The organism is Brevundimonas abyssalis TAR-001 (assembly GCF_000466985.1).
Lineage (GTDB): Bacteria > Pseudomonadota > Alphaproteobacteria > Caulobacterales > Caulobacteraceae > Brevundimonas > Brevundimonas abyssalis.
On record NZ_BATC01000026.1, the window covers coordinates 12,182 to 35,265 of the forward strand.

A 23,084-nucleotide genomic window follows, 5' to 3' on the forward strand; every position below is an offset into this window, starting at 1 on the left:
GATCAGTCGCGCAGTTCTCGCCGCAGAATCTTGCCGCCCGCATTCTTGGGCAACTCGTCCATGAAGGCGACGATCCTGGGCACTTTATAGGCCGCGAGTTTGTCGCGGCACAGGGTTTGGATGTCTTCGGCCGAGGCCCGGGCGCCCGGTTTCAAACTGACAACCGCCTTCACGGTCTCACCCCGGTAGGAGTCATTGGCGCCGACGACGGCGACTTCTCGGACTGACGGATGGCTGTAGATCACGTCCTCGACCTCGCGAGGCCAGACCTTGTAGCCGCTGGCGATGATGACGTCTTTCTTGCGGTCGATGAGATACAGCCAGCCGTCCTCATCGAAAAAGCCGACGTCACCGGTGTAAAAACCCGCCGGGCGCATCGAACCCTCGGTCTCGATTCGGTTTCGCCAGTAGCCTGGCGATACGCAGGGGCCGCGCAGCACGACCTCCCCGACGGAGCGCGGCGGCAGCACTTTTCCGTCGTCGTCAACGATGTCCGCTTCGAATGTCGGCAGCACCTTGCCGACCGACAAGGATCCTGTTTCCGGATCGGTACGACTGTCTTCCGAATGCGGCTCCATGAACACCGCGCCGCTGGTCTCGGTGAGGCCATACCCGGTCCGCAGTGACACGCCAAAGCGACGCTCGTATTCTGCGGCCACGGCCGCTGGCACAGGGGCGCCGCCACTCATGGGCGTCTTTAGTGCGGATATGATATCCGGCGTGGCATTCGGCGCGTTCATGATTGCGATGAAGGCCGTGATCGACCCTGCGCTGACTTCGGGCGCGTGCTTTGCGATGGCCTCCACAATCACCTCCGGATGAAAGCGATAGCCTAGGATCACGCCTGCGGCGGCGTGGATGGCGACCGCGACACTCATGACGACGCCGGAAACGTGGAACAGTGGCGCCAGCGTCAGGACCGTCCCCTGTTCCGGCAGGATCTGAGCCACGCGGGCCAGCTCGCCGCCGAGGGACAGGGCCCGTTGGGTGATGATGGCTCCCTTGGGCAGACCGGTCGTGCCAGACGTGTAGATCAGGGAAGCCAGGTCATCCGGCCCAATTTCGGGCTGCGACCACGGCGTATCAGCGTGGCGTTCAATAAATGCCGAGATGTCCTCGTAGGCGCCGCTTGCGGGAGGAAGCGGGCCGCCGACTCGAGGATCGAGTGCGCCATAGATATTAATATCCGCACCCAGAACCAGGCCGGGACGCTCTCCGCCCTCCGGGATGTTGTCGTAGACTTCCGAGAGGAGGTGCGGCTCGGCGACCAGCACCTTGGGCTGAGCGTCGGCCAGGAGCAGCGCGATTTCGCGCGGGCGATACATGGGGTTCAGGGGCACGAAGACGCCGCCCAGTTTCCAAGCTGCCAACATGGCGAGGATGGTCTGGGGCAGGCTCTGTGCCTGAACGCAGATGCGGTCTCCGTGCCCGAAACCGTGGCACGAAAGTCCGGCCGCCAGGGCGTCGCTCAGTCGGTCCGCTTCACGATAGCTCAGGTCTGTATCGAAGAAGTGGATGAAGGCGCCGTCAGGATTGCGCTTCACCGCGCTGGCGAACATTTCAGTCGCCGTGGCATAGCTGGTTTTCAAAAGCGACATTCGGATCTGGCCTGTCCACATCAGTAAAAAAGAGGCCCCGCCGCCAAGGTGACGGCGGGGCCAGTGGGCCTAGCGGGGAGGAACCGCTCAGAAAGTCCGCGTCAATCGCACGCCCATCGTCCGGCTCATGCCGGAGTATCGACGAACCGTGTCATTCAGGCGTGCAACGTTGGTCCAGTAGTACTCGTCCGTCAGGTTGTGAACGTATGCCACCACCTGCCAGTCCCCGTTCGCGGTCGTAACCCCGCCCTGAAGGTCAACAGTCGCATAGGAATCGATTTCCAGAACCGGATTCTGACCAAAGCCGGCAACCGTTTCGCTGCGGTAGTTGACGTTGGTCGAAATGAAGGCGTCCATGCCACCCACCCGCCAGTCGTAGCGGGCGTTGGCGACCACTTGCAGCTCCGGCGTGTAGGGAAACGCTTCCCCCTGAAAGTCGTCCTGCACGCCCAGAACGGTGTAGCCGATGAAATCCGAGGTGACCTCGGAGTCGATGTAGGTCCCGGTGATCGAGAACGTAAGACCATCCATCGGACGCGCATTGATCTGTAGTTCCGCCCCCTGAATGCGAGATTCCGGGACGTTGACGATCGCCTCCAGCGCCCCCAGCACCGCCGGCTCAACCAAGGTCCGGCTCTTCAGCTGCTTGTCGGCGTAGTCGTAATAGAAGACCGCACCGCTGGCATCGAACATGTTGTTGTAGAACGGCACCCGGAAGCCGAGCTCGTATGCCAGCACGGATTCTTGAACCACCGGACTCAACTGGTTCGACGCCAGAGCGGGCAGAACCGGTCCACTGCCCGCTTTGTAGCCCTGGCTGGCGTTGGCGTAAAACAGCGTGCGCGGCGCCGGCGACCACGACAGGTTAACGCGCCATGAGACGCTGTCTTCGTTCAGTTCGCCCGTCACCTGTCCCGGCGTGGTCGTGGCGTCGACCGTCAGGCAATCACCAATCTGCAGGGCGCTCGGCAATGGACGAGTCGGTCCCCTCAGAATGTTGAAGAAGGCGGTCAGCGTATTGGCGGTCTCCTGGTTTCCAACGCGACTGCACGCCACATAAGAGAGGTCGGCTTGGGTGTAGCGTGCGCCCAGTGATGCGGTCAGCGTTTCAGTTAACTCGTATTCGACGTTGCCGAACAGCGCCGTCGTCTCAAACGCCTGGTCGGAATCCAGCGAGAAGCGGCTGAACCGCCCGGTGGGAATGGAAAACGTGCCGGTCGTGTACGGGATCGAGTAGTCATCGATCTGCGACACCTTGTCATCGGCATAGCTGGCGCCGACCACCCAGTTCAGCCGGTCGTACTCCCCGATCAGACGAAGCTCCTGAGCCACGGACGTCGCCGCGCCGCGGTTCTCGGTGAACGCGGCTGCAATGCTCGTCGCATCAAGATCGACACGCTGGTGTACATCCATGTCGGCGTAGGAGGTCAACGAGACGATGCGCAGGTTGTCGTTGATCCAATACTCACCGCGGATGGCGGCCTGGTAGAAGGTGTTGTCTCGCTCCAGCGGGAAGCCGGCATCGTTCCAGTCTGCCGAGCGGGCATCCATGGGCGACGTCGGGTAGGCAATGATCAGCGGCACCTGCGGCCCGGAGACCGGACGCTGCAATATCACGTTAGTGAGCTGGGCGGCCTGGGTATCAGACTGATCCTGGAAGCCGCTCAGTGTGAAACTGAGGCCGACTCTGTCAGACGGGTGCCAATCCGCGATGAACCGACCCTGAAGGTAGCGGCGAGCTCCGTGGGCGTCATCACGAGTGTAGCTGCGCTGCCAATCGCCGCCCTGATCCGTACGAAGCGCCAGGCGCATGCCGAGCGTGTCGCTCACCGGGCCGGAGACATAGCCCTCTGCCTGAACACGATCATAGCTCGAATAATCCAGAGTCACGCCGGCTTCGAAGATGTCGCTGGGTCGATTTGCAATGTAATTGATGGCGCCACCGGTCGAGTTTTGCCCGAAGAGTGTACCCTGTGGGCCCTTCAGAACCTCAACGCGTTGGAGGTCGAACGAGGCGCCCGACGTCATGATCGAAAACGGCAGCGGCACTTCATCCTGGTAGATGCTGACCGTCGGTCTGGCAGCGATCGACGTATCGAAAAAGCCGACGCCGCGAAGCGAATAGACCGGCACCGACGCGCCGCTTTCTACCGCACTCAGGCCAGGCGTGACGCGGACAAGGTCCGCCACGTCCGTGATCCCCAATGTACTCAAGTCTTCGCCGCTCACCGCCGTGATCGACATTGGAACCGATAGCACGCCCTGGGATCGGCGCTGCGCGGTGACCACAATCTCGTCGACAGTGGTTGCCTGCTCCCCGGACTGGCTTGTTTGAGCCGAGGTCGGCTCCTGAGCCCATGCCGTTGTCACAGCCAAAAGGGCTGTGGAGCTACAAAGCATAGCTGCAAATCCGTGCTTGGCCATTTTAATCCTCCCGATCCGCCTCTTTTAGTGGGCGTCATCTTGAGATTGGAATGACGTGCGCCTTCCGTATGTCCCCCCTTGGGGGCGCCTAAAAAGGACCCCCTCGAACGGTTTAGGCTAGCCCGCTCCTGCAATGCTGCGGTCAGTCTCAGCTGTCAGTCTCAAACGCTCGCTCGCGCCGATAGGCAGCGTAGTTGGGCTGATCGATCTCCAGCCTACCCATCGTGGTCTTCAACAAGTGGTTCAGCAGGCCTGGCGTAGTCTCGTCGAATGCGCCTTCTGCGATCCGGCTGCAAAGTTCTTCCGTCAGCTCGGCCTCCGAACCTTCACGCCCGAGCAGGTGAACTAGCCCGATCTTGCGGGCTTGAGCCGCCTCGCCGCCGGTTTCCAGATCTCTGACAAGCCCGTCGAGCAGGTTCGCCGCCACCAAGCTCAAGAACGCATGTCGTCCTTCGATCTCGGGGCGCAGGTCATCCCTCAGGTATCGGGACACGAGACTGACCAGTCTAGCTGTTTCGGCGAGTGGGCTATCCATGATCCCTCATCAGTCGAAGAAGATCGATCTCTGTCTCGGTCGTACGGCGCCCGATTGCAGCGGTCTCAATGGCACCGGTCTCCTCAGCCTCGATCGCCAGGTCGACAGTGGTGACGCCCCAGTCCAGCGAGCCGTAGGCTTCCCAGAAGCGCACACGGTCCAGGTCAAAACGGCCGCCCTTGGCCTGATAGGCTGAGGCCAAGGCTTCAATGGAGCCGAAGCCGCCGACTGGATTGTCGATGGCGCCGAACCGCCATGAGCCCATGCACAGCCATCCGATGTCGAACATTGGATCGCCGATGAAAGCACGCTCCCAATCGAGAACCGCGGCAACCCCGCTCTCGTCGATAATCAGGTTTCCGTTCCGGAAGTCACCGTGAACGAGGGTCGGAGCGATATCCGATGGGGGTAGTCGCCGCCGGAGCCAGGAAAATGCCAGCTCGAACACCGGCCGATTGCGCCCTTGGCGGCGATACTGCGCATACAGTGTTTGAAGGCGTTCGGCTGCGGTGACATGCGGAAGCTCAGGCAGAACTTGGTTTGGCGTTGCATGCAGCGCCGCTAGAATTCGTCCGCACTCGTCTGCGAGTGTCTCGCGAGCCTTCGCAAGGATCGGCAGCTTGAGTATCCGTTGCGGGATCGTCTCACCTTCGACGCAGGACATTACGAAGCCTTTGCCTAAGCCGTCAGCGTCCTCAAGGATGGCGAGTACGACCGGGCCGGGCACACCACGGATGCGAGACGCCTCGGTCAGCTCTGCCTGGACCCGCAGGCTGACTGTGCCAGGACGAGGCTCGTCGCGGTCTGATGCGCGTCGAAGGATGACGTTACCATAGGGCGACGGCGAAGAGGTATTGATCCGCCAGGTTTCCTGCATGGCGCCTCCGGTAAGACGGCGCATGCTGCCGATATCATTGACTGGCAAGTCGCGCTTTCGCATCGCGGCCAGAAGACGATCCTTCAACTCGGCTTCCGTCATTCGGAATAGGTCTCACGCAAGACCCGCTTGAGCACCTTCCCGGTCGCATTCCGGGGGAGCGCCTCGATGAAAGCGACTGAGCGGGGGCATTTGTACCGGGCGATACGTTCCTGGAGATAGGCGATCAGCCGGTCGCCGCCGGGCTCGACTCCCGGGGCCGGAACGACGATGGCTTTCACCGCCTCGCCCCACCGGGTGTCCGGCACACCTATCACGGCGCAATCGGCAACCTCCGGGTGCTGAATGAGGACGTTCTCGATTTCGACAGGATAGATGTTCTCGCCGCCCGAGATGACCAAGTCGCGCACGCGATCACGGATCGTCAGATAGCCGTGGGCGTCCAGAGAGCCGACATCGCCGGTGTGATACCAGCCGTCGACAATCACCTCGCGCGTCTGTTCCGGGCGCCGCCAATAACCCTTCATGACGGTCGCCGACCGCACCAGAATTTCTCCGGGTTCATCGGTATCGGCATCGCTGCCATCCGCCCGAATGATCCGAATATCGATGCCTTGCATGGCGCGGCCGCAGGTAACCACACGCTCGGCGATCAGATGATCGGCACCCGTCAGCACAGTGCCCGCCGTCATGGTTTCTGAAGATCCGAACAGTTGAACAAACTCCCCGGGAAGCACCGCTAACGCACGCTGGAGCAACGTTGGCGTGATGGCGGAGCCACCATAGATCACCGTGTCGAGGTGGGAGAAGCGGTCGGCACGGAACTCGGGGTGATCGATCAGCAACTGGATCAACGCCGGCACGAAGCCGACCTTCGTGACTTGGTGGCGTTCGGCCGTCTCCAGCAGGACATCTATGCTGGCATCCCGGAGAACTACACACTTAGCGCCTGCGAGAAGAGCGTAACTTGCCGTGAGAAGCGCGCCCGCGTGGAATAGCGGGAGGGCGATCAAAAGTCTGTCCTCAGGCTCCCAGCGCCCGACCATGCCGTATCGGATCTGGTCGGCGGCCGCGAGAAAGTTGGCATGCGTCAATTCCACGCCTTTGGGCGATCCGGTCGTACCGGAGGAATAGATTTGAAGAAGGACATCATCGGCATTGGGGGTGGCGAGCGAGACGTCCGTTCCGGTCTCTCGCCACGAAAGGTAGGCCTCGACCCCTTCCGGCGGCTCACCATCCAGGAGGATTACGCGCTTGATCCCGATCTCCGCCGCAAGCCCGATCGCGATTTCGAGATATTCGGCGGATGTGAAGAGCACCTTGACCTCAGCGTCCTTCAGGATGAAGCACACTTCATCGGGAGCCAGGCGCCAGTTGACGGGGGTGAGAACGCAACGGGCCTGACTGCACCCCGCCAGCAATTCGAAGTAGGCGTCGGTGTTCTTGGCAAGCAGGCCGACGTGATCGTTGGCGGAAAGCCCGGTTGCGATGAGAGCAGCGCCTACGTTCGCGCCGATCTCGGCCAGCGCACGATAGCTCGTTGTCTTGTCCTGAAACACGACAGCGGTGTGTTCGGCGAGGTGGGCTGAATGGACATCGAGAAGTTGAGTCAGAGTCCGACAGTCGCTCGCGGCTTTCGCGTGATCGGTAGGATTCATCCTGGTCCTCCATCTCGACGCGACGGTCGAGTTTTATTGAATTCTGATGCTGCTGAGGTCTCCCGCACAAGCGCGTCCGAGAATGCGCCCATTACGCCGTCCTCAAGCTGGCGTCTTACGAAAGCGACAGCATCCGGGTCGCATCGGCTGATGGCGGCAGCGATCTCATGTGCGGATTCCGCAAGGTTCGCCCCAGGGACTACTGCGTTCACAAGACCCCACGCGGCTGCCTGAGATGCATCGACCCACTGGCCCGTCAGGCACATCTGCTTGGCTCTTTCGACGCCGATGCGGCGGGGTAACCGCACCGACATGCCCCACATGGCCGCGATCCCAAGGCGTGCGTGGGTATCTGCAAACCGTGCATGGTCTGCGCAAATGGAGAAGTCACAAGCGAGCATGAGCTCGAGCCCACCGGTGACGGCCACGCCGTTAACCGCAGCGATGACCGGGACCGGCGAGCGCGCGACGATGGTTGCGGGGTCGATTTGAGGGGCTGCGTTCAGGTCCGCTAGACTAGCAATCATCGCCGGGACGTCTTCCCTGTCGACACCGGCGCAAAATGCCCGATCTCCTGCGCCTGTTAGAACGATGGCGCGGACTGAGCTGTTGCCTCCGAGCGCGTAGAAAGCGTCAGCCAACCCGTCGCGCACGCCCCCCGATATGGCGTTGCGCGCTTCGGGCCGGTTCAGCGTGACCGTCGCCACGCCCCCATCGACGGTCGTTACGACGCTCTCTGTCAATGCAACCTGCCGCGCGCATCGGCTTTGAGCATCCGATACCGGTTGAGATGGTAGTCAGACGAACCGAACTGCGCCTCGATGACGATGGCGCGCTTGAACAGATGGCCGATGATCAGTTCATCGGTCATCCCCATGCCGCCATGTAGCTGGACGGCGGCCTGCCCCATGCGGTGGGCGGCTTGTCCGACGAACGCCTTTGCAGCTGAAATAGCGCATGCTCGCTCCCTCGCGGTGGCGTCTAAACCGTTTGCAGCGGCGTAGGCTTGACCCGAACTCAGTTCGAGTGCCACCAGCATGTCGGCGACTTGGTGTTGAAGAGCCTGGAAAGTCGCAAGAGGTACGCCGAATTGACGGCGCTCGGAGAGATAGGCGTGCGTTTCGCCGAGGATCCTGCGCATCACACCAACGGCCTCGGCGCAGAGGCCTGCCGTGGCGCCATCTAGGGCGAGGTCAAGCGCGTCTGCCGCGCCTTCGACGAGGAACGCCTCATCCGTAACATCGAGCGCGAAAGTGATGTCGCAGGCCCGGCGACCGTCGATGGTCGGATAGGCGGCCAACTCAAGCCCCGGGGTGCCGATATCGATGACAAACAAGCCAAGTCCGTCACGATCGAAATCATTGCCATCGATCCGCGCGACGACCAGCAAATGCGACGCCCAGCTCGCTCCGATGACAACCGACTTCCGCCCCGTCAACCGCCATCCGCCCCTCGCCAGCCTCTGTGCGGTAGCCTGGATGTGGTAAGGTCGAAACCCACACCCTTCCAGGTGCCCGAGCGCCAGATTGGCCTGACCTTCTGTGACGGCGACGGCTAGCTGGCGCGCTAGCAAACTATCCGATGAGCGCAGCAGGCTTCCGCAAAGGATGACAGTCTCAAGGTAAGGCTCGACAACCAGCGCTTGGCCCATGGCCTCCATCACCGGAATCTGGTCTAGCCCATCACCGCCGACCCCGCCCCAGTCCGGCGAGAAGCCCAAACCAAGAATCCCGAGATCGGTCGCCATTCGGCGCCAGATATCGGGCGACCACCCCCCGCTGGACTCGACGATCTTCCGGCGCGCCTCCGGATCGTAGGTATCGGCGAGGAATGAAGACAGGGCATCCCTCAGAAGGCGCTGCTCGCTGGAACAATCAAAAGCCATTCGGTCAGCCTCCAGGCAGGTGTCGTAATCCTATATGACGCAAAGCAATATCAGACGGATGTCCCGACGGCCGGGGACAGCGTTGGATGAGAGGTCATAATAGGGTGTCCCTATTTTCAGGACTTCCCGCGAATTTGTTTTGCGCAAAAAATTGCGCTCTGTATGCGAAGAGGCACCATGTCGGAAACAGCGTTTTTGCCGAGCGACGACGAAGTGGCGGCGAATACGTTCCGCAGTGAAGTTCGAGCATTTCTGGCCGCTTCACTGCCGAAGGACATCAAGGAAGCGCCACGCACCACTCAACTCATCGATCATTCGGTCCAGCAGCGGTGGCACAAAATTCTCGGCAAGCAGGGATGGTCGACACCGGGATGGCCCGTGGAATACGGGGGTTGCGGCTGGCCTGCGAGATGGAGGGAGGTTTTCGAGGAAGAACTGGCCCTCGCAGAAGCTCCGCCTCTAAGCGTCTTCGTCGAGATGATCGGGCCGGTAATTTATTCATACGGCACTGACGCGCAAAAGGCCAAGCACTTGGAGCCGCTTCGGAAGGGCGACATTCTTTGGTGCCAGGGTTATTCAGAGCCTGGTTCAGGCTCTGACCTCGCGTCGCTTCGAACGCGCGCAGTTCGTGATGGCGACGAGTATGTCGTCAATGGCCAGAAGATCTGGACGACCTATGCTCACCGGGCAGAATGGATGTTCGCGCTGGTCCGCACCGATGACGCGCAGCGTCCCCAGGAGGGCATCAGTTTCCTGCTGATCGACATGACCACACCAGGCATCGAAGTCCGGCCCATTCACTCGATCGATGGGTTGCATCACCTGAACGAGGTTTTCTTCTCTGACGTCCGCGTCCCAGTCGAAAATCTGGTCGGCGAAGAAGGTAAGGGCTGGTCGATCGCCAAGTTCTTGCTGGAGCATGAGCGAAAGGGCGTCGGATCGCTCCAGACGGTATGGGGCCAGATCGATGCGGTTCGGAACATCGTTGACCGCTCACATCCGGCGGGTGATCCGGCGTATGGGTTCGAACGGCTGCGACTTGAGACGGCCTTGGCGGAAGCCGAAATCAGGCTCTCGGCCATCGAGTCATACAATCGTCGGCAAGCTGCGCTTGCGGAGCGGGATGCTGCCTCACCTGCCGGGCCGTCGATCCTCAAACTGACGGTCACCGAGCTCCAGCAGGCAATAGCCGAGATCGGGGTGCGTGCGCTCGGCCAGGACGCTCTTCGCGACCAATCCGGATACATTGAACTTTACCAGCCAGAGAAAATGCGCGGCGTCGAAGGCGGGGCGGTGGCGATGCTGCAGTACTTGTTCGGACGCGCCTACACGATCCTTGGCGGGACAAGCGAGATCCAGCGCAACCTGATCTTTCGGCACGCGAGCAGGGTGCTGTCAGGGTAACCGTGGCGGATTTTGCTGGACGTGGCCTAGGAGCGGCAAAACTTCACAGCTAGAGCGCAGCTTCGCCCGCTCCACGCGAGATCCGACCCGGCGCATGGTGGCCCTGTGCGGCCTCACCCTGTGCGCCGTCGAAGGCACCGCGGCGACGACGGAGCAGCTTGGCCTGTCCAGTCTTGCCTGCCGACGGCACCGGTCCATGGCTATGGCTATGCCACTGTTTCCTATGGGGGCAGAACCTGACTGGATCCCTGAGATTCCAAGAGCAGGCACTCTCAACCGTCGCAAGCAGTCCACCTCTGATTTTGTTGAGTGCGCCAGCCCGTGACCTCGAGAGGGTTTCTGGCCAGTATCAGGCCAACGCCTGATAGACTCTTGACCTAACTGACTGAAAGGAATGGTGGACGCGACAGGGATTGAACCTGTGACCCCCTCGATGTCAACGAGGTGCTCTCCCGCTGAGCTACGCGTCCGCCGTGACGGCCCCGGAACGCGACCGGGGACGGGAAGGCGTGGTCTATAGCCCGGTCGCCTTCGCCCCTGCAAGGGGGTTATCGCCTTCCAGGACCTGAACAGGCAGCCCCCGCATCGGCGAAGGATCAGGGGAGCGTCATGCCCTCAAGCCGCGAGCGACCGCGTCGCAACATGGTTCAAGGTCAAGCCGCGACCATGCGCTCCACCTCGGCGACCAGGTCGCGCAGGTGGACGGGCTTGGACAGCACCTTGGCCTGGGGCGTTGACTGGGCGGCGGTCAGGGCGACAGCGGCGAAGCCGGTGATGAACATGATCCGCAGACCCGGCTGGCGGTTGGCGGCGATGCGCGCCACCTCGATGCCGTCGGCGCCGGGCATGACGATGTCGGTGAGCAGCAGGTCCCAGGGCCCGTCCTCCAACGCGTCCACGGCGTCGTCGCCGTTCTCGCACGCCGTGACCTCGTGCCCCGCCCGCTCAAGGGCGCGGGTCAGGAACCCGCGCAGGGAGCCGTCGTCTTCCGCAAGAAGGATTCGCGCCATGGATGCCGCCCCGTTGTTCTTGAGCGAAACCTAGAACGGGGACGGTAAACCGCCGATGAAGGCGGGCGGATCATCCACAGGCTCGTGAAATGGGCTATGGCTTGGCGATGGCGACGCCCGTGTTCATCCTCGACCCCCATGACGCCCTGGACGCGGCGCGGCCGGTGGTGTCGCCGCTGGTGTTCGCCTCGCCCCATTCCGGCGATGTGTATCCGGACGATCTGGGGGCGCGTCCCGATCTTGCGGACCTGTCGCTGCGCAGCGCCGAAGACGCCCTGGTGAACCGCCTGGTGGAGCCGCATCCGGACCTGGGCGTGCCCCTGATCGCCGCGCAGCTGGGTCGGGCCTATGTGGACCTGAACCGCGACCCCGATGAGCTGGACCCACAAGTGGTCGAGGGCGGCGGTGTGGCGTCCCCCCGCGTGGCGGCCGGGTTCGGCGTCATTCCACGCCTGACCGGCGACGGCCAGACGATCCGCGACCACGCCCTGACCCATGATGACGCCCTGGCCCGGCTGGCGGCGGCGCACCGGCCCTATCACGAGGCGCTGGAGCGCCTGATGCACAGGGCGCGGGACCGGTTCGGATACGCCGTTCTGGTGGACTGGCACTCCATGCCCTCAAGGGCAGTGGGACGCGCGGCCGGGGTGCGGGGGCCGGACGTGGTTCTGGGCGACCGGCACGGCTCGTCCTGTTCAGCCGAGGTGACGCGGCTGCTGCGCGCGCAGTTCGAGCGGGCCGGGTGGCGCGTGGCGCTGAACCGGCCTATGCGGGGGGTTGGTCCACTCAGTTATGGGGGCGACCCGACGACGGCTTTCACGCCGTACAGGTGGAGCTGAACCGGGGGCTGTATCTGAATGAGGATGTCCTCACCCCCGGACCGCACTTCACCATGGCGCAGAAGGTCATCCGTCGGGTAACGGCGGCGATGGCGGCCCACGACTGGTCGAGGCTGCGACCCCACGCCCAGGCGGCGGAATAGGATTGGGCACTACGCTTCAGGCAAAAAAAACCGCGCCCGGGGGCGCGGTTTGAAAGTCTATAGGGAGGAAACGCCCAGGAAGGGCAAGACGCTCGAAAGCGTCGAAAATCAAGCTACGTTGCGATGCACAATCCGTCAAGGGTCCATTTCGCAGTTGCAATCACATGCCGTAACAGAGACCGCTTCCAGAAAATGGTGATCAAGCGTCACCTATTTCGCGGGTGCGAAATCAACGATCTTCCTCAAGCATGAGGCTGGCCTTCCGGATCGCGCGGGCGGCGGGCGATCCCTTCTGGCGCCACAGCAGCAGGCTGAAGGCGGCCGCGACCCCCAGCGCAAGCCACAGGGGACCGAACAGCCACGCCGTGGCGGCGAGGGCGAAGTAGTAGGCCCGCACCCCGCTGTTGAAGGCGACCATGGCGGGATTCAACAGCGATCCGGCCGCCTTGGCGTAGGCGGTGCGGTCCATCGCGGTCTCGCCCTCCGGCGTCGCCCCGATCAGGGCGAGGGTGTAGTTCATCTGGCGGATCGACCAGATGAAATCCAGCAGGCCCCGCGCCAGGCACAGGGTGATCAGGCCCAGCTTGCCTTCGAGCAACTCCAGCGAGGCCGCTTCCGCCCCGCCGATGTCGGAGCCGACGGCCGCCACGCCCCTCAGCGCCGTCTCGCCGCCGAACAGCACCCCCGCCACCGCCGCGATCAGCAGCAGATTGGCCGAGGCGAAGAAGGAGGCGGAGTTGATGGAGTGGCCCATTAGCTGGCTGTCCACCAGGCGCAGCTCGCGCACCGCCATCTGGTTCATCCAGGCCTGGCGCACCGACAGCATGTCGTCATTCAGCACATGACCCTTGCCGGCCAGCAGGCGCAGCAGCAGGCCATAGCCCAGCCAGCAGACGAAGAAGAGCGCGAGGGCGCCCCAGTCCCAGGGTGTCATGGCCGGATCCTCTTCACGCGGCGAGCCCTATGCTGCGATGCAACGTCCTTATTGCGCAAGTGCATGATCGTGACGCTTGCGGCGCGGACGGCCGGAGCCTATCACGCCGCCCTCCCCGAGTTTCGCCTGAAGCACACGAAAGAGACCGCCATGAAGCTGGACGCCGTTCCCGTCGGACCCAACCCGCCCTGGGATATCAACGTCGTCATCGAGATCCCGCAGGGCGGCCTGCCGGTGAAATATGAGATGGACAAGGCCTCCGGCGCCCTGTTCGTCGACCGCTTCCTGCACACCGCCATGTACTATCCCGGCAACTACGGCTTCGTGCCCCACACCCTGTCGGACGACGGCGATCCCTGCGACGTGCTGGTGATCAACCCGACCCCCGTGGTGCCCGGCTGCGTCATCCGCGCCCGGCCCATCGGCGCCCTGATGATGACCGACGAGGCGGGCGGGGACGAGAAGATCCTGGCCGTGCCGGTGGACAAGCTGAACCCGTTCTATTCGGACGTGGCCAGCTATCGCCAGCTGCCGGCCATCCTGATCGAGCAGATCGAGCACTTCTTCACCCGCTACAAGGATCTGGAGAAGGGCAAGACGGTCAAGGTTCACCGCTGGGCCGACGCGTCCGAGGCGGCCGAGCTGATCCGTCAGGGCATGGACGCGCACAAGGCGAAGCAGGAGGGCTAAGCCCCTTCCCCCGTCCGCCCATTGCTCTATGTGTCGGGCATGGCCGTTTCCGACAGTCCGACCGAGATCTTCAAGCGCGCGCTGGCGCATGCCGCGCGCGCGCTGGCGGAGCAGCCGGATCTGGAGGTGGCCTTCGGCTCGGACGGCCCGAAGCTGGCCGGCCATCAGCTGACCCTGCCCACGCCGCCGCGCGATCCGTCTGGGCCCGAAGCCCAGGCGCTGCGCGGCCAGGCGGACCGCATGGCGCTGCGGCTGGCCAACCATGACGAGGGACTGAACGCCCGCCTGCGCCCGGCCGACGCCTCGGCCGCCGAGGTGTTCGACGCGGTGGAGCAGACCCGCATCGAGGCGGTGGGCGCCATGTCTCTGAAGGGCGTACGCGAGAACATGAACGCAGCCCTGGTGTCGCGCCTGCACCGCATGGGGGCGGCCGCGGCGACCGAGGCCCAGCGGGTGCCCGTGGCCGAGGCCGTGGGCCTGCTGGTGCGCGAGCGCCTGACCGGCGAGCCCGCGCCGGACGGGCTGAAGGCCATGGTGGATCTGGTGCGCGCGGACCTTGAGGCGCGCGCGGGCGATCAGCTGGACGCCTTGACGGGGCTGGCCGATGATCAGGCGGCGTTCGGGACGGCCCTGAAGGACGTGCTGCGGGCGCTGGATCTGGACCCGGGCGACGGGCGCGGCGAGGACGCCTCGGACGACCCCGGCGAGGAGGCGCCCGATCCGCAGGAGCCGGACGCCGCCGACGATCAGGACGAGGACGAAGCCGGCGGCGAGGGCGGCCAATCCATGGAGGCTCGGCCGACGACGCGGGGGCCGAGGACGAGCGCGAGAACCGGCCCGAGGGCGGACGCCCGGACGGCGAGGCCGAGCCCGGCGACGGCGATCCCGAGCTGTCCGAGGGCGACCAGCCCCAACGCCGGGCCAACGCCGACGACGGCCGGCCCACCGACGGCTACCGCGCCTTCACCACCGCCTTCGACGAGACCATCGGGGCCGAAGAGCTGTGCGATCCCAATGAGTTGGCGCGGCTGCGATCGCTGCTGGACCAGCAGCTGGTGCAGCTGTCCAGCATCGTGGCGCGGCTGGCCAACCGGCTGCAGCGCCGCCTGCTGGCCCAGCAGAACCGGTCGTGGATGTTCGACCTGGAGGAAGGCGTGCTGGACACCGCCCGCCTGACCCGGGTGATCACCGACCCCACCGCCCCGCTCAGTTTCAAGCAGGAGAGCGAGAGCCCCTTCCGCGACACGGTGGTGACCCTGCTTCTGGACAACTCGGGCTCCATGCGCGGGCGGCCGATCATGGTGGCGGCGGTGTGCGCCGACATCCTGGCGCGCACGCTGGAGCGTTGCGGCGTCAAGGTGGAGGTGCTGGGCTTCACCACCCGCGCCTGGAAGGGCGGCCAGTCGCGCGAGGCGTGGATCAGCGCGGGCAAGCCGCCCGAGCCGGGCCGCCTGAACGACCTGCGCCACATCATCTACAAGGCCGCCGACGCGCCCTGGCGCCGGTCCAAGAAGAACCTGGGCCTGATGATGCGCGAGGGCCTGCTGAAGGAGAACATCGACGGCGAGGCCCTGCTGTGGGCCCACGACCGCCTGCTGGCGCGCCCCGAGGCGCGGCGCATCCTGATGGTCATCTCCGACGGCAGCCCGGTGGACGACTCCACCCAGTCGGCCAACGCCTCCCTGTATCTGGACAAGCACCTGCGCGGGGTGATCGGCTGGATCGAGGAGCGCTCCTCGGTGGAGCTGCTGGCCATCGGCATCGGCCACGACGTGACCCGCTGGTACCGCAAGGCCCTGACCATCACCGACGTGGAGCAGCTGGGCGGGGCCATGACCGAGAAGCTGGCCGAGCTGTTCGAGGCCGAGGCCAGACCGGCCCCCCAGCGCCGCCGTCGCGCCGCCTGATTTCAGACTCTGCGACCGGAAAAAAGACAGTCTGAATTGTCCGAATAGTCTGAAACCGGCGCGACCCGACCGCGTCAGGCCGTTGTTTTGTCTGTGGTTTCCCTCCGAGCGAAAAACGTCCGTGAATTCAGACTGTCTGAATTCCGCCGGGGCGGCGGCCGTCACGCCGCCAGACCCGGACCGGCCATTATGCGGCGCCCGGAAGCAGGGGGATGAAAAGGCCGGATGAAAACGCCATGCCCCTGTAAACACACAGGAGCGCCGCCGAAATCAGGGGGAACAAGGCGCACCCTGCCCCGATCCGGGCGACGTCAGAGACGCGCCTCGCCCTTCATGATGACGGCGTAGGTCTCGGGCTTGAGGCGGGTGTAGGCGCCCTTGTCGTCGCGCACATGCACGTCGTCGTCCATGGCCGGGTCGAAGCCGTCCTTCACCAGATCCACCTTGCGGTATTTGAAGGTGCCGGTGGTCTCCAGTTCGCGGGCCACCCGCACGAACACGGGCCGGGCGAAGGGCGGCAGCTCCTCGTTGACGAAGGCGGCGAATTTCTTGACGCCGAACCGGCCGTCCGGAACCACGGTGATCATGCCCGCGCGGCCATCGTGGCCGGGCACCTGGACGCCATAGGCGATGACTTCCTTGACGCCCGGCGCCTCGGCCAGGCGCTGCTCGACCTCGGAGGTGGAGACGTTCTCGCCCTTCCAGCGGTAGGTGTCGCCGATGCGGTCGATGAAGTAGAAATAGCCATCGGAGTCCTGCTTCATCAGGTCGCCGGTGCGGAACCAGGCGTCGCCCGTCGCGAACACGTCGTGCAGGATCTTCTTTTTCGAGGCGGCCTTGTCGGCATAGCCCGAAAAGTCATGGCGGATGTCGGCCTTGATCTGGCCGATGGCCTCGCCGATCTCGCCGGGCTTGCACTCGATGCAGCGGCCGTTGGGCCCGCGGGCGGGTTCATCCGCCTCCACGTCATACTGAATCAGGCGGATGTTGAGCTGGCTGCGCAGATAGCCCGGCACCCGGCCGATGGCGCCGGGCCGTCCGTCGAAATTGAACAGCGAGACATTGCCTTCGGTGGAGCCGTAGAACTCCAGGATCTGGGGGATGGCGAAGCGGTCCTTGAACTCGGGCCACACATCGGGGCGCAGGCCGTTGCCGAAGGCGAGCCGGAGCGTGTGCGCCTGCTCCATCTCGTTGGGCGGGCAGTTGACCAGATAGCGGCACAGCTCGCCGATATAGACGAAGGTGGTGGCGCCGCTTTCGACCACGTCGGGCCAGAAGCCGGTGGCCGAGAACTTCCGGCGCAGGATCACCGAACCGCCGTTCAGCAGCACCGATCCGACGCCCACCAGGCCGCCGGTGGAATGATAGAGCGGCAACACGCAGTACAGCCGGTCCTTGTCCGTGGAGGCCGTGGCGCCGGCGAAGGCGCGCATATAGGTGCGGGCCCGCGAATGGGGGATGCGCGCGGCCTTGGGCAGGCCGGTGGTGCCGGAGGTGTAGATGTAGAGCGCGGTGTCGCGGTTGGTCAGGCCCGCGCGCAGGGACCGGTCGGGCCGCACGCCCGAGGTTCCGCGCACCCCCGCGTCCAGACCGCGGCGCTCGCTGGCCTCGTCCTCGGCGTTCAGCCCCAGCACCCACAGCATGATGGTCTTTTCAGCATACGGCCGGGCGGTCTCGACCTGGGGCCAGGTCTCCTCGTCGGCGAGGACCTGGGAGGCGCCGACGATGTTCAGGCAGTGGGCCAGGGGCTGGCCGCTCAGGTTGGTGTTGATCAGGGCGGCGGCGACGCCGACCTTGGAGAGTCCCATCCAGGCGGCGATGTAGTCGGCCCGATTCATCATCATCAGGGCCACGGCGTCGCCGCGCCTGAGATTGCGGCCCCGGGCCCAGTGGGCGTAGCGGTTGGCCAGGGCGTCCAGCTCACGATAGGTGAAGGCGCGCCGTTCGTCGGTGATGGCGACGTTGTCGGGGAAGCGGTCGACCACCTCCTCCCAGTCGTCACAGACCAGGTCGGGGCTGTCGAGCTGGATCGGCTTGATGCGCTTGAGCAGGCGGCGCAAGCCGCCGATGAAGCGCAGATCGCGGCGGATACTCGCCATCAAACCCATCGTTCCCAACGCCTCCAGTGATTCCGTTCCGACCTGTCCATGGTGATGAACAAGGCTGAACGCCCGGTCAACCGATGGGCGAATTCCGGCGCCAGATCGCGGTCGGGCGTGACTTTCTCATCAAGGCCCCGACCGCCCGTTTTCGGCCCGAAAGCGTGACCATTCGGGCGGTTTCTTGGCGGCTTCCGGTGCGATTGCGGCCGCAACGGTGTTTCTTCGGGGCTTTCCCGCCGCTCACGGAACCGTGAGGTCGAGGGCCGGTTCATCCCGCTCAACCGTGCAGGAGAACACCGATGTCTCTCATCTACCCCGACACCATCCGCCCCGAGCCCCAGCCCACCGTGCCGGAGATGATGGCCCGCGAGGCCGAGGCCGCCACCCCCGTCTATGCGCGCGGTCCCGTGCGCCGGGGCAAGGTGCGGTCCTGGATGATCCTGGCCCCCGTGGGCGCCCTGACCGTGGCCGCCATCGGCGCCTGGGCCCTGATGAACCCCGGCGAGGACGCCGCCGCACCGGCCGAGCCCGCGGCCCTGATCAGCGCGCCCGTCGCCTCCGCCGAGAGCGCTCCGCTGGAGGGCGAAGCGCTTGAAACCGGCCTGGCTTCTGAGGCTCTGGCCCGCGAGAATCCGGCCGCCGACGCGGTGACGACCGCACCGCCCGCATCTGCGCCGGCCCCGACACCCGCCCCGGCCGCGCGCCCGACCCCGGCCACGTCTGCGCCGGCCCGTCAGGCTGAACCGGCGGCTCCTGTCGAAGCCGCCGCCCCGGCCGGACCGCAGTCCTACGAGTCGGTGGTGGCCGCCGAAGGCGAAGGCGGAGCCGTGACCGCCCCCGCCGCGGAGACGCCCGCGCCGCTGATCGTGGTCGAGCCGAACTGATCCGGACGACCCGGCCTCAAGACCCCCGGCGGTTGACCGCCGGGGGTTTTTCGCATCCCCCCGGGCGATCATGGTTCCCACCCCGGCCGCCTTGTGGTTCAGTCCGCGCCGTCATTCATCGACATGCGTGTGGAGAGCGGTCTTGGCGGGTCTGGGCGCTGTACTGGTTCTTGGGGCGGCCCTGACGGGCGGCGCCGTTGATGACTCCGGGTTGACGCGGCTGGAGCCGGCCTTCCGCCACACGTTGCAGATCACAGGCAGCGACGGCCGGGTCTCGCGCATGTGGCTGGACCGCGACGGCCGTTATCGTGGCCATGGCACCCGCGCCTCCAGCGGGGTCTGGCGCATTCGGGACGACGAGCTCTGCTTCACCCAGCGCCGCCCCATTCCGATACCCATTCCCTTCTGCACGCCTCTGGTCGAAGGCGACGTGGGCACCCGGTGGAACGCCCGTTCGGCCACGGGAGACCGCATCGTCATCGAGATCGTGCGCGGACGCTGATCCGGGCGGCCCGGCAAGCGGGGAGTGCCGCTTCGGGCTTGCAAAGTGATACACTATAACATAGCAGTGCGGTCACCAGCCTCGAGGACCACCGCATGCACTGCAAGACCGCCCTTCTGACCGCCACCGCCCTGTCGGTGCTCGTCGCCACGCCCGCCTTTGCGGTCGAAGCCGCCGCCGCGCCCCCGGTGACGGAGCTGGACGGCGTCGTGGTCCGGGCCCTGCCGCTGGATCAGCGCGGCGACGAGGTCATCAGCAATATTGCGGTCCTGACGGGCGATGAACTGGTGCGCCGGCGTCAGGCGACCCTGGGCGAGACGCTGCAGGGCATTCCCGGCGTCAACTCGGACACCTTCGGCGCGGGCGCCAGCCGCCCGGTGATCCGCGGCCAGACCTCGCCCCGGGTCAAGGTGCTGACGGACGGGTCCGAGCTGATGGACGCCTCGGCGGTGTCCCCGGACCATGCGGTGGCGGGCGAGCCCCTGCTGCTGGACGGCATCGAGATCCTGCGCGGCCCCAGCGCCCTGCTGTACGGCGGCGGCGCCATCGGCGGGGCGGTCAATCTGCTGGACCGCAAGATTCCCACCGAGATCCCGGCGGGCGGCGTGGACGGGGCCATCGAGTTCCGCGGCGGCACCGCTGACGGCGAGCGCACCGGGGTGGTGGGCCTGACCGCCGGGGCCGGAAACTTCGCCATCCGGCTGGAGGCGGTGGACCGCACCAGCGACGATTACGACATCCCCTCCTATCTGCGTCCCCATGAGGATCATGACGATCACGAGGACGAGGATCATGACGACGATCACGATGATGATCACGACGACGACCACGACGATCATGAGGACGAGGGCCCCGTCACCCGCGTCGACGGCACCTTCAACGACACTCGCACCCTGACCGTGGGGGCCTCATGGATCGGGTCGCGCGGTTATCTGGGTGTGGCCGTGACCGAGCAGAACAGCCGCTACGGTCTGCCGGGCCACGCGCACGAGTTCGAGGACTGTCATCCGCACGGGACGTCCCTGCACTGCGGCGGCCACGACGAGGACGAGGACGACCACGATCATGACGAAGAGCACGACCACGAGGACGAGGCCGCGCCCTGGGTCGATCTGCAGAACCGCCGCGTCGACGTGCGCGGCGAGCTGAACGATCCCTTCGCCGGGATCGAGCGCATCCGCTTCCGCGGCGGCCTGACCGACTACGAGCACGAAGAGATCGAGGGCGGCGAAGTGGGCACCCGCTTCACCAACGAGGGCCACGACGCCCGGGTCGAGGTCGAACACGCCCCCATCGCCGGCCTGCGCGGCGTGGTGGGCTTCCAGACCGCCCGCAGCGATTTCGCGGCCGTGGGCGACGAAGGCTTCGTGCCCGAGAGCATCACCCGCACCAACGCCCTGTTCGTGCTGGAGCAGTACCAGTGGAACGACTGGCGCTTCGAGGGCGCGGTGCGTCAGGAGTGGCAGGAGACCGAGGCCGTGGGCCGTCCGGACCGCGACCATGATCCGCTGTCCCTGTCGGGCTCGGCCGCCTGGGCGCCCATGCCGGGCTGGTCGGTGGCCCTGACCGCCTCGCGCTCGCAGCGGGCCCCCAATGTGCAGGAGCTCTACGCCCGGGGTGTGCACGTGGCCACCAGCACCTATGAACTGGGCAACGCCGATCTGGACGTGGAGACGGCCAACACCCTGGAGCTGACCTTCCGCAAGACCACCGGCCCGACCACCTTCAGCATCAGCGCCTTCCGGCACGATTTCGACGACTACATCTACGCCCGGACCCTGGACCAGGTCGAAGACTTCCGCCTGATCGAGTACACCCAGGCCGACGCCGAGTTCACCGGGATCGACGGCGAGGTGCGCCACCGGTTCAGCCCGAATTTCTCGGCCACGGTGTTCGGCGACTATGTGCGGGCCGAGGTGGACGGGGCCGGCAACCTGCCGCGCATCCCGGCCGCCCGCCTGGGCGCGCGCCTCGACGGCGGCTGGAACCAGCTCAGCGGCAATCTGGAATACTATCGGGTGTTCGAGCAGGACCGCGTCGCCGACTTCGAGACCGAGACGCCGGGCTACGACATGCTGAACGCGACCCTGGCCTATGACCTGCGCGCGGGCGGCGACGGGGTGCAGGTCTATGTGCGCGGGACGAACCTGCTGGACGAGCTGGCCCTGAACCACACGTCGTTCATCAAGGACGCGGCGCCCCTGCGCGGCCGCAACCTGGTGTTCGGGGTGCGGATGGCCTTCTGATCCCGGCCGGGGCGGGTCAGGCCGCCCCGGTCGCCGCCTCTTCCGGCTCGCTGTCGTCCAGCACCACGGTGACGGCCATGTCGGCGCTGACGTTGCCGAGGGTGCGGAAGATGTCGGGGATCACCTCCACAGCCAGCAGCAGGGGCAGCAGCTCCAACGGCACGCCCAGCGCCAGGCAGATGGGCGCCATGGAGGTGAAGAAGGAGACCTGACCGGGCAGGCCGACGGTGCCGATGCTCACCGCCAGGGCCACCAGGCCCGCCGCCGCCATCTGGCCGAAGCTGGGCTCCAGCCCGAACACATGGGCGATGAACAGGGCCACGGACAGATTGGCCACCGGGCTGGTGATGCGGAAGATGGCCACCGCCAGCGGCAGGACCAGACCCGCCACGCGCTCGGGGATGCCCAGGAAGTCCTGGGCCCGCTCGACCATCACCGGCAGGGTGCCCAGGGACGACTGGGTCGAGAAGGCCACCGCCTGAACCGGCACCAGGGCGCGGGCGAAGCGGGCGAGCGAGACCCGGCCGCTCAAAACGGCCAGGGGATAGCTGGCCAGCACGGTGACGATGCAGGCGCCGGACACCAGAACGATGTAATGGATCAGGGCCGGAGCCGAGCCGAAGCCGCTGCGCAGGCCCAGCACCAGGGCCAGGGCGAAGACGCCGATGGGCGCAGCCAGCAGCACCCAGCGCACGATGATGATCATGATCTGGGCCACGGCCTCGAACACATTGACGATCAGGGCGCGCTGGTCGGCCGGCAGGCGGGTGGCGGCGAAGCCGAAGAAGGCGGCGAACAACACCAGCGGCAGCACCGCGTTCTCGGCTGCGGCGCGCACGGGATTGGCGGGCGCGAGGGACTTCAGCCACTGGGCGAAGCCGCCGCCCTCGGCCGCCGCCGCCAGCCCCTCCGTCGAGGCGCCGCCGGCCCCGGTGATCAGGGCCTGGGCCGCCTGGGGCGCCACCGGCCACAGGGCCAGCACCAGCGGAATGACCAGCAGGGTCAGGGCTGCGGCCGCCGCCACCAATCCGACGAACAGGGCCACCGCCCGCGCCGCGAGCCGGCCCGTGGCCGCCGCGTCCGAGGCCGCCGCGATGCCGACCACCACCAGCGAGAAGACCAGCGGAATGACGGTCATCTGCAGGGTGTTCAGCCACAGCCCGCCGACCGCCTCGATCCCGGACACCACGCCGGGGCTGATGACCATGTCCGAACCCTGAACGACGGCGCCGATGCCGAGGCCGATGAGCAGGGCGATCAGGACGCGGGCGCTGAGGGAACGTAGGACGGCGGTCATGGGCGGCTCCGCATGATGAGGGCCGCGAGCCTTAGCTGATTTTCGCTCCGCGTCGAATCCAGCGGCGCTGTCAGCCGCTGGGAGAGGGGCTGCAGGCTCAGCGGGGCTGGACGGTCAGGGCGGCGTGGTCCGGCGCGCCGAGGCCCCGC

Annotated in this window: 19 protein-coding genes and 1 tRNA gene; 8 read left to right on the forward strand and 12 right to left on the reverse strand. The window is 65.7% G+C overall.

Annotated elements, in window-relative coordinates; all coding sequences use genetic code 11:
- Window positions 1-2: 2 nt before the first annotated feature.
- From MBEBAB_RS08240 to MBEBAB_RS08265, 7 genes are all read right to left on the reverse strand, one after another.
- Entirely contained in the window at window positions 3-1,598 is a 1,596-nt protein-coding gene (locus MBEBAB_RS08240) for an AMP-binding protein (RefSeq protein ID WP_158332127.1), read from the reverse strand.
- A gap of 87 nt (window positions 1,599-1,685) precedes the next feature.
- A complete protein-coding gene (locus MBEBAB_RS08245) occupies window positions 1,686-4,022 on the reverse strand; it encodes a TonB-dependent receptor (RefSeq protein WP_045319067.1) in 2,337 nt (778 codons plus the stop codon).
- A gap of 148 nt (window positions 4,023-4,170) precedes the next feature.
- Window positions 4,171-4,515, reverse strand: coding sequence for a DUF6285 domain-containing protein (locus MBEBAB_RS08250; RefSeq protein ID WP_200865114.1), 345 nt, complete (start codon window positions 4,513-4,515; stop codon window positions 4,171-4,173).
- Between the two features lie 34 nt (window positions 4,516-4,549).
- Window positions 4,550-5,536 carry a phosphotransferase family protein gene (locus tag MBEBAB_RS15650; protein WP_200865115.1) on the reverse strand — a complete coding sequence of 329 codons (987 nt, stop codon included), beginning with the start codon at window positions 5,534-5,536 and terminating at the stop codon, window positions 4,550-4,552.
- A complete protein-coding gene (locus MBEBAB_RS08260) occupies window positions 5,533-7,092 on the reverse strand; it encodes a long-chain-fatty-acid--CoA ligase (RefSeq protein WP_081703464.1) in 1,560 nt (519 codons plus the stop codon). Before MBEBAB_RS08260 ends, MBEBAB_RS15650 begins: the two co-directional genes overlap by 4 nt.
- Entirely contained in the window at window positions 7,089-7,799 is a 711-nt protein-coding gene (locus tag MBEBAB_RS15655) for an enoyl-CoA hydratase-related protein (protein WP_158332128.1), read from the reverse strand. The genes MBEBAB_RS08260 and MBEBAB_RS15655 overlap by 4 nt, the downstream gene beginning before the upstream one ends.
- Window positions 7,800-7,831: 32 nt before the next feature.
- On the reverse strand, window positions 7,832-8,977 hold the full coding sequence (locus MBEBAB_RS08265; RefSeq protein WP_045319069.1) for an acyl-CoA dehydrogenase family protein: 1,146 nt from the start codon (window positions 8,975-8,977) through the stop codon (window positions 7,832-7,834).
- 177 nt (window positions 8,978-9,154) lie between these two features.
- On the opposite strand from MBEBAB_RS08265, the gene MBEBAB_RS08270 reads away from it, so the two are divergent.
- On the forward strand, window positions 9,155-10,381 hold the full coding sequence (locus tag MBEBAB_RS08270; RefSeq protein WP_021697510.1) for an acyl-CoA dehydrogenase family protein: 1,227 nt from the start codon (window positions 9,155-9,157) through the stop codon (window positions 10,379-10,381).
- 395 nt (window positions 10,382-10,776) lie between these two features.
- Here MBEBAB_RS08270 and MBEBAB_RS08275 read toward each other — a convergent pair.
- A tRNA-Val gene (locus MBEBAB_RS08275) sits at window positions 10,777-10,851 on the reverse strand.
- Window positions 10,852-11,034: 183 nt separating this feature from the next.
- Window positions 11,035-11,391: a cell cycle two-component system response regulator CpdR gene (gene cpdR, locus MBEBAB_RS08280; RefSeq protein ID WP_021697511.1), complete on the reverse strand. Its 357-nt coding sequence runs from the start codon at window positions 11,389-11,391 to the stop codon at window positions 11,035-11,037.
- Window positions 11,392-11,498: 107 nt separating this feature from the next.
- Between cpdR and MBEBAB_RS08285 the strand changes: the two genes are divergently transcribed.
- Entirely contained in the window at window positions 11,499-12,230 is a 732-nt protein-coding gene (locus MBEBAB_RS08285; RefSeq protein WP_158332129.1) for an N-formylglutamate amidohydrolase, read from the forward strand.
- 372 nt (window positions 12,231-12,602) lie between these two features.
- Here MBEBAB_RS08285 and MBEBAB_RS08290 read toward each other — a convergent pair whose 3' ends face one another.
- Entirely contained in the window at window positions 12,603-13,307 is a 705-nt protein-coding gene (locus tag MBEBAB_RS08290; RefSeq protein ID WP_021697514.1) for a DUF599 domain-containing protein, read from the reverse strand.
- A gap of 150 nt (window positions 13,308-13,457) precedes the next feature.
- Here MBEBAB_RS08290 and ppa point away from each other — a divergent pair, with 150 nt between their 5' ends.
- From ppa to MBEBAB_RS18650, 3 genes are read left to right on the forward strand one after another with little or no spacing between them, the layout of a single operon-like run.
- Window positions 13,458-13,997, forward strand: coding sequence for an inorganic diphosphatase (ppa, locus tag MBEBAB_RS08295; protein ID WP_045319077.1), 540 nt, complete (start codon window positions 13,458-13,460; stop codon window positions 13,995-13,997).
- Between the two features lie 39 nt (window positions 13,998-14,036).
- Window positions 14,037-15,173, forward strand: coding sequence for a hypothetical protein (locus tag MBEBAB_RS18645; RefSeq protein ID WP_373852891.1), 1,137 nt, complete (start codon window positions 14,037-14,039; stop codon window positions 15,171-15,173).
- Window positions 15,059-15,904: a cobaltochelatase CobT-related protein gene (locus tag MBEBAB_RS18650; RefSeq protein WP_373852893.1), complete on the forward strand. Its 846-nt coding sequence runs from the start codon at window positions 15,059-15,061 to the stop codon at window positions 15,902-15,904. The genes MBEBAB_RS18645 and MBEBAB_RS18650 overlap by 115 nt, the downstream gene beginning before the upstream one ends.
- Window positions 15,905-16,215: 311 nt before the next feature.
- Here the strand turns inward: MBEBAB_RS18650 and MBEBAB_RS08305 are convergent, their stop codons facing one another.
- Window positions 16,216-18,012: a long-chain-acyl-CoA synthetase gene (locus tag MBEBAB_RS08305; protein ID WP_021697517.1), complete on the reverse strand. Its 1,797-nt coding sequence runs from the start codon at window positions 18,010-18,012 to the stop codon at window positions 16,216-16,218.
- Window positions 18,013-18,305: 293 nt separating this feature from the next.
- Between MBEBAB_RS08305 and MBEBAB_RS15125 the strand changes: the two genes are divergently transcribed.
- From MBEBAB_RS15125 to MBEBAB_RS08320, 3 genes are all read left to right on the forward strand, one after another.
- Window positions 18,306-18,890, forward strand: a complete 585-nt coding sequence (locus tag MBEBAB_RS15125) for a hypothetical protein (protein ID WP_021697518.1) — start codon at window positions 18,306-18,308, stop codon at window positions 18,888-18,890.
- A gap of 142 nt (window positions 18,891-19,032) precedes the next feature.
- Window positions 19,033-19,392 carry a hypothetical protein gene (locus MBEBAB_RS08315; RefSeq protein ID WP_021697519.1) on the forward strand — a complete coding sequence of 120 codons (360 nt, stop codon included), beginning with the start codon at window positions 19,033-19,035 and terminating at the stop codon, window positions 19,390-19,392.
- Between the two features lie 95 nt (window positions 19,393-19,487).
- The gene (locus tag MBEBAB_RS08320) at window positions 19,488-21,638 is read left to right on the forward strand and encodes a TonB-dependent receptor domain-containing protein (RefSeq protein ID WP_021697520.1); all 2,151 of its coding nucleotides are present in this window, start codon (window positions 19,488-19,490) and stop codon (window positions 21,636-21,638) included.
- Window positions 21,639-21,654: 16 nt separating this feature from the next.
- Here the strand turns inward: MBEBAB_RS08320 and MBEBAB_RS08325 are convergent, their stop codons facing one another.
- Entirely contained in the window at window positions 21,655-22,935 is a 1,281-nt protein-coding gene (locus MBEBAB_RS08325) for a dicarboxylate/amino acid:cation symporter (RefSeq protein WP_021697521.1), read from the reverse strand.
- Between the last annotated feature and the right edge of the window lie 149 nt (window positions 22,936-23,084).

Excerpts from the sequence above, each read along its gene's own strand:
- MBEBAB_RS08240 (WP_158332127.1), bottom strand. The coding sequence starts at position 1,598 with ATGTCGCTTTTGAAAACCAGCTATGCCACGGCGACTGAAATGTTCGCC.
- MBEBAB_RS08245 (WP_045319067.1), bottom strand. The coding sequence starts at position 4,022 with ATGGCCAAGCACGGATTTGCAGCTATGCTTTGTAGCTCCACAGCCCTT.
- MBEBAB_RS15650 (WP_200865115.1), bottom strand. The coding sequence starts at position 5,536 with ATGACGGAAGCCGAGTTGAAGGATCGTCTTCTGGCCGCGATGCGAAAG.
- MBEBAB_RS08260 (WP_081703464.1), bottom strand. The coding sequence starts at position 7,092 with ATGAATCCTACCGATCACGCGAAAGCCGCGAGCGACTGTCGGACTCTG.
- MBEBAB_RS08265 (WP_045319069.1), bottom strand. The coding sequence starts at position 8,977 with ATGGCTTTTGATTGTTCCAGCGAGCAGCGCCTTCTGAGGGATGCCCTG.
- MBEBAB_RS08270 (WP_021697510.1), top strand. The coding sequence starts at position 9,155 with ATGTCGGAAACAGCGTTTTTGCCGAGCGACGACGAAGTGGCGGCGAAT.
- cpdR (WP_021697511.1), bottom strand. The coding sequence starts at position 11,391 with ATGGCGCGAATCCTTCTTGCGGAAGACGACGGCTCCCTGCGCGGGTTC.
- MBEBAB_RS08285 (WP_158332129.1), top strand. The coding sequence starts at position 11,499 with ATGGCGACGCCCGTGTTCATCCTCGACCCCCATGACGCCCTGGACGCG.
- MBEBAB_RS08290 (WP_021697514.1), bottom strand. The coding sequence starts at position 13,307 with ATGACACCCTGGGACTGGGGCGCCCTCGCGCTCTTCTTCGTCTGCTGG.
- ppa (WP_045319077.1), top strand. The coding sequence starts at position 13,458 with ATGAAGCTGGACGCCGTTCCCGTCGGACCCAACCCGCCCTGGGATATC.
- MBEBAB_RS18645 (WP_373852891.1), top strand. The coding sequence starts at position 14,037 with ATGGCCGTTTCCGACAGTCCGACCGAGATCTTCAAGCGCGCGCTGGCG.
- MBEBAB_RS08305 (WP_021697517.1), bottom strand. The coding sequence starts at position 18,012 with ATGGGTTTGATGGCGAGTATCCGCCGCGATCTGCGCTTCATCGGCGGC.
- MBEBAB_RS15125 (WP_021697518.1), top strand. The coding sequence starts at position 18,306 with ATGTCTCTCATCTACCCCGACACCATCCGCCCCGAGCCCCAGCCCACC.
- MBEBAB_RS08320 (WP_021697520.1), top strand. The coding sequence starts at position 19,488 with ATGCACTGCAAGACCGCCCTTCTGACCGCCACCGCCCTGTCGGTGCTC.
- MBEBAB_RS08325 (WP_021697521.1), bottom strand. The coding sequence starts at position 22,935 with ATGACCGCCGTCCTACGTTCCCTCAGCGCCCGCGTCCTGATCGCCCTG.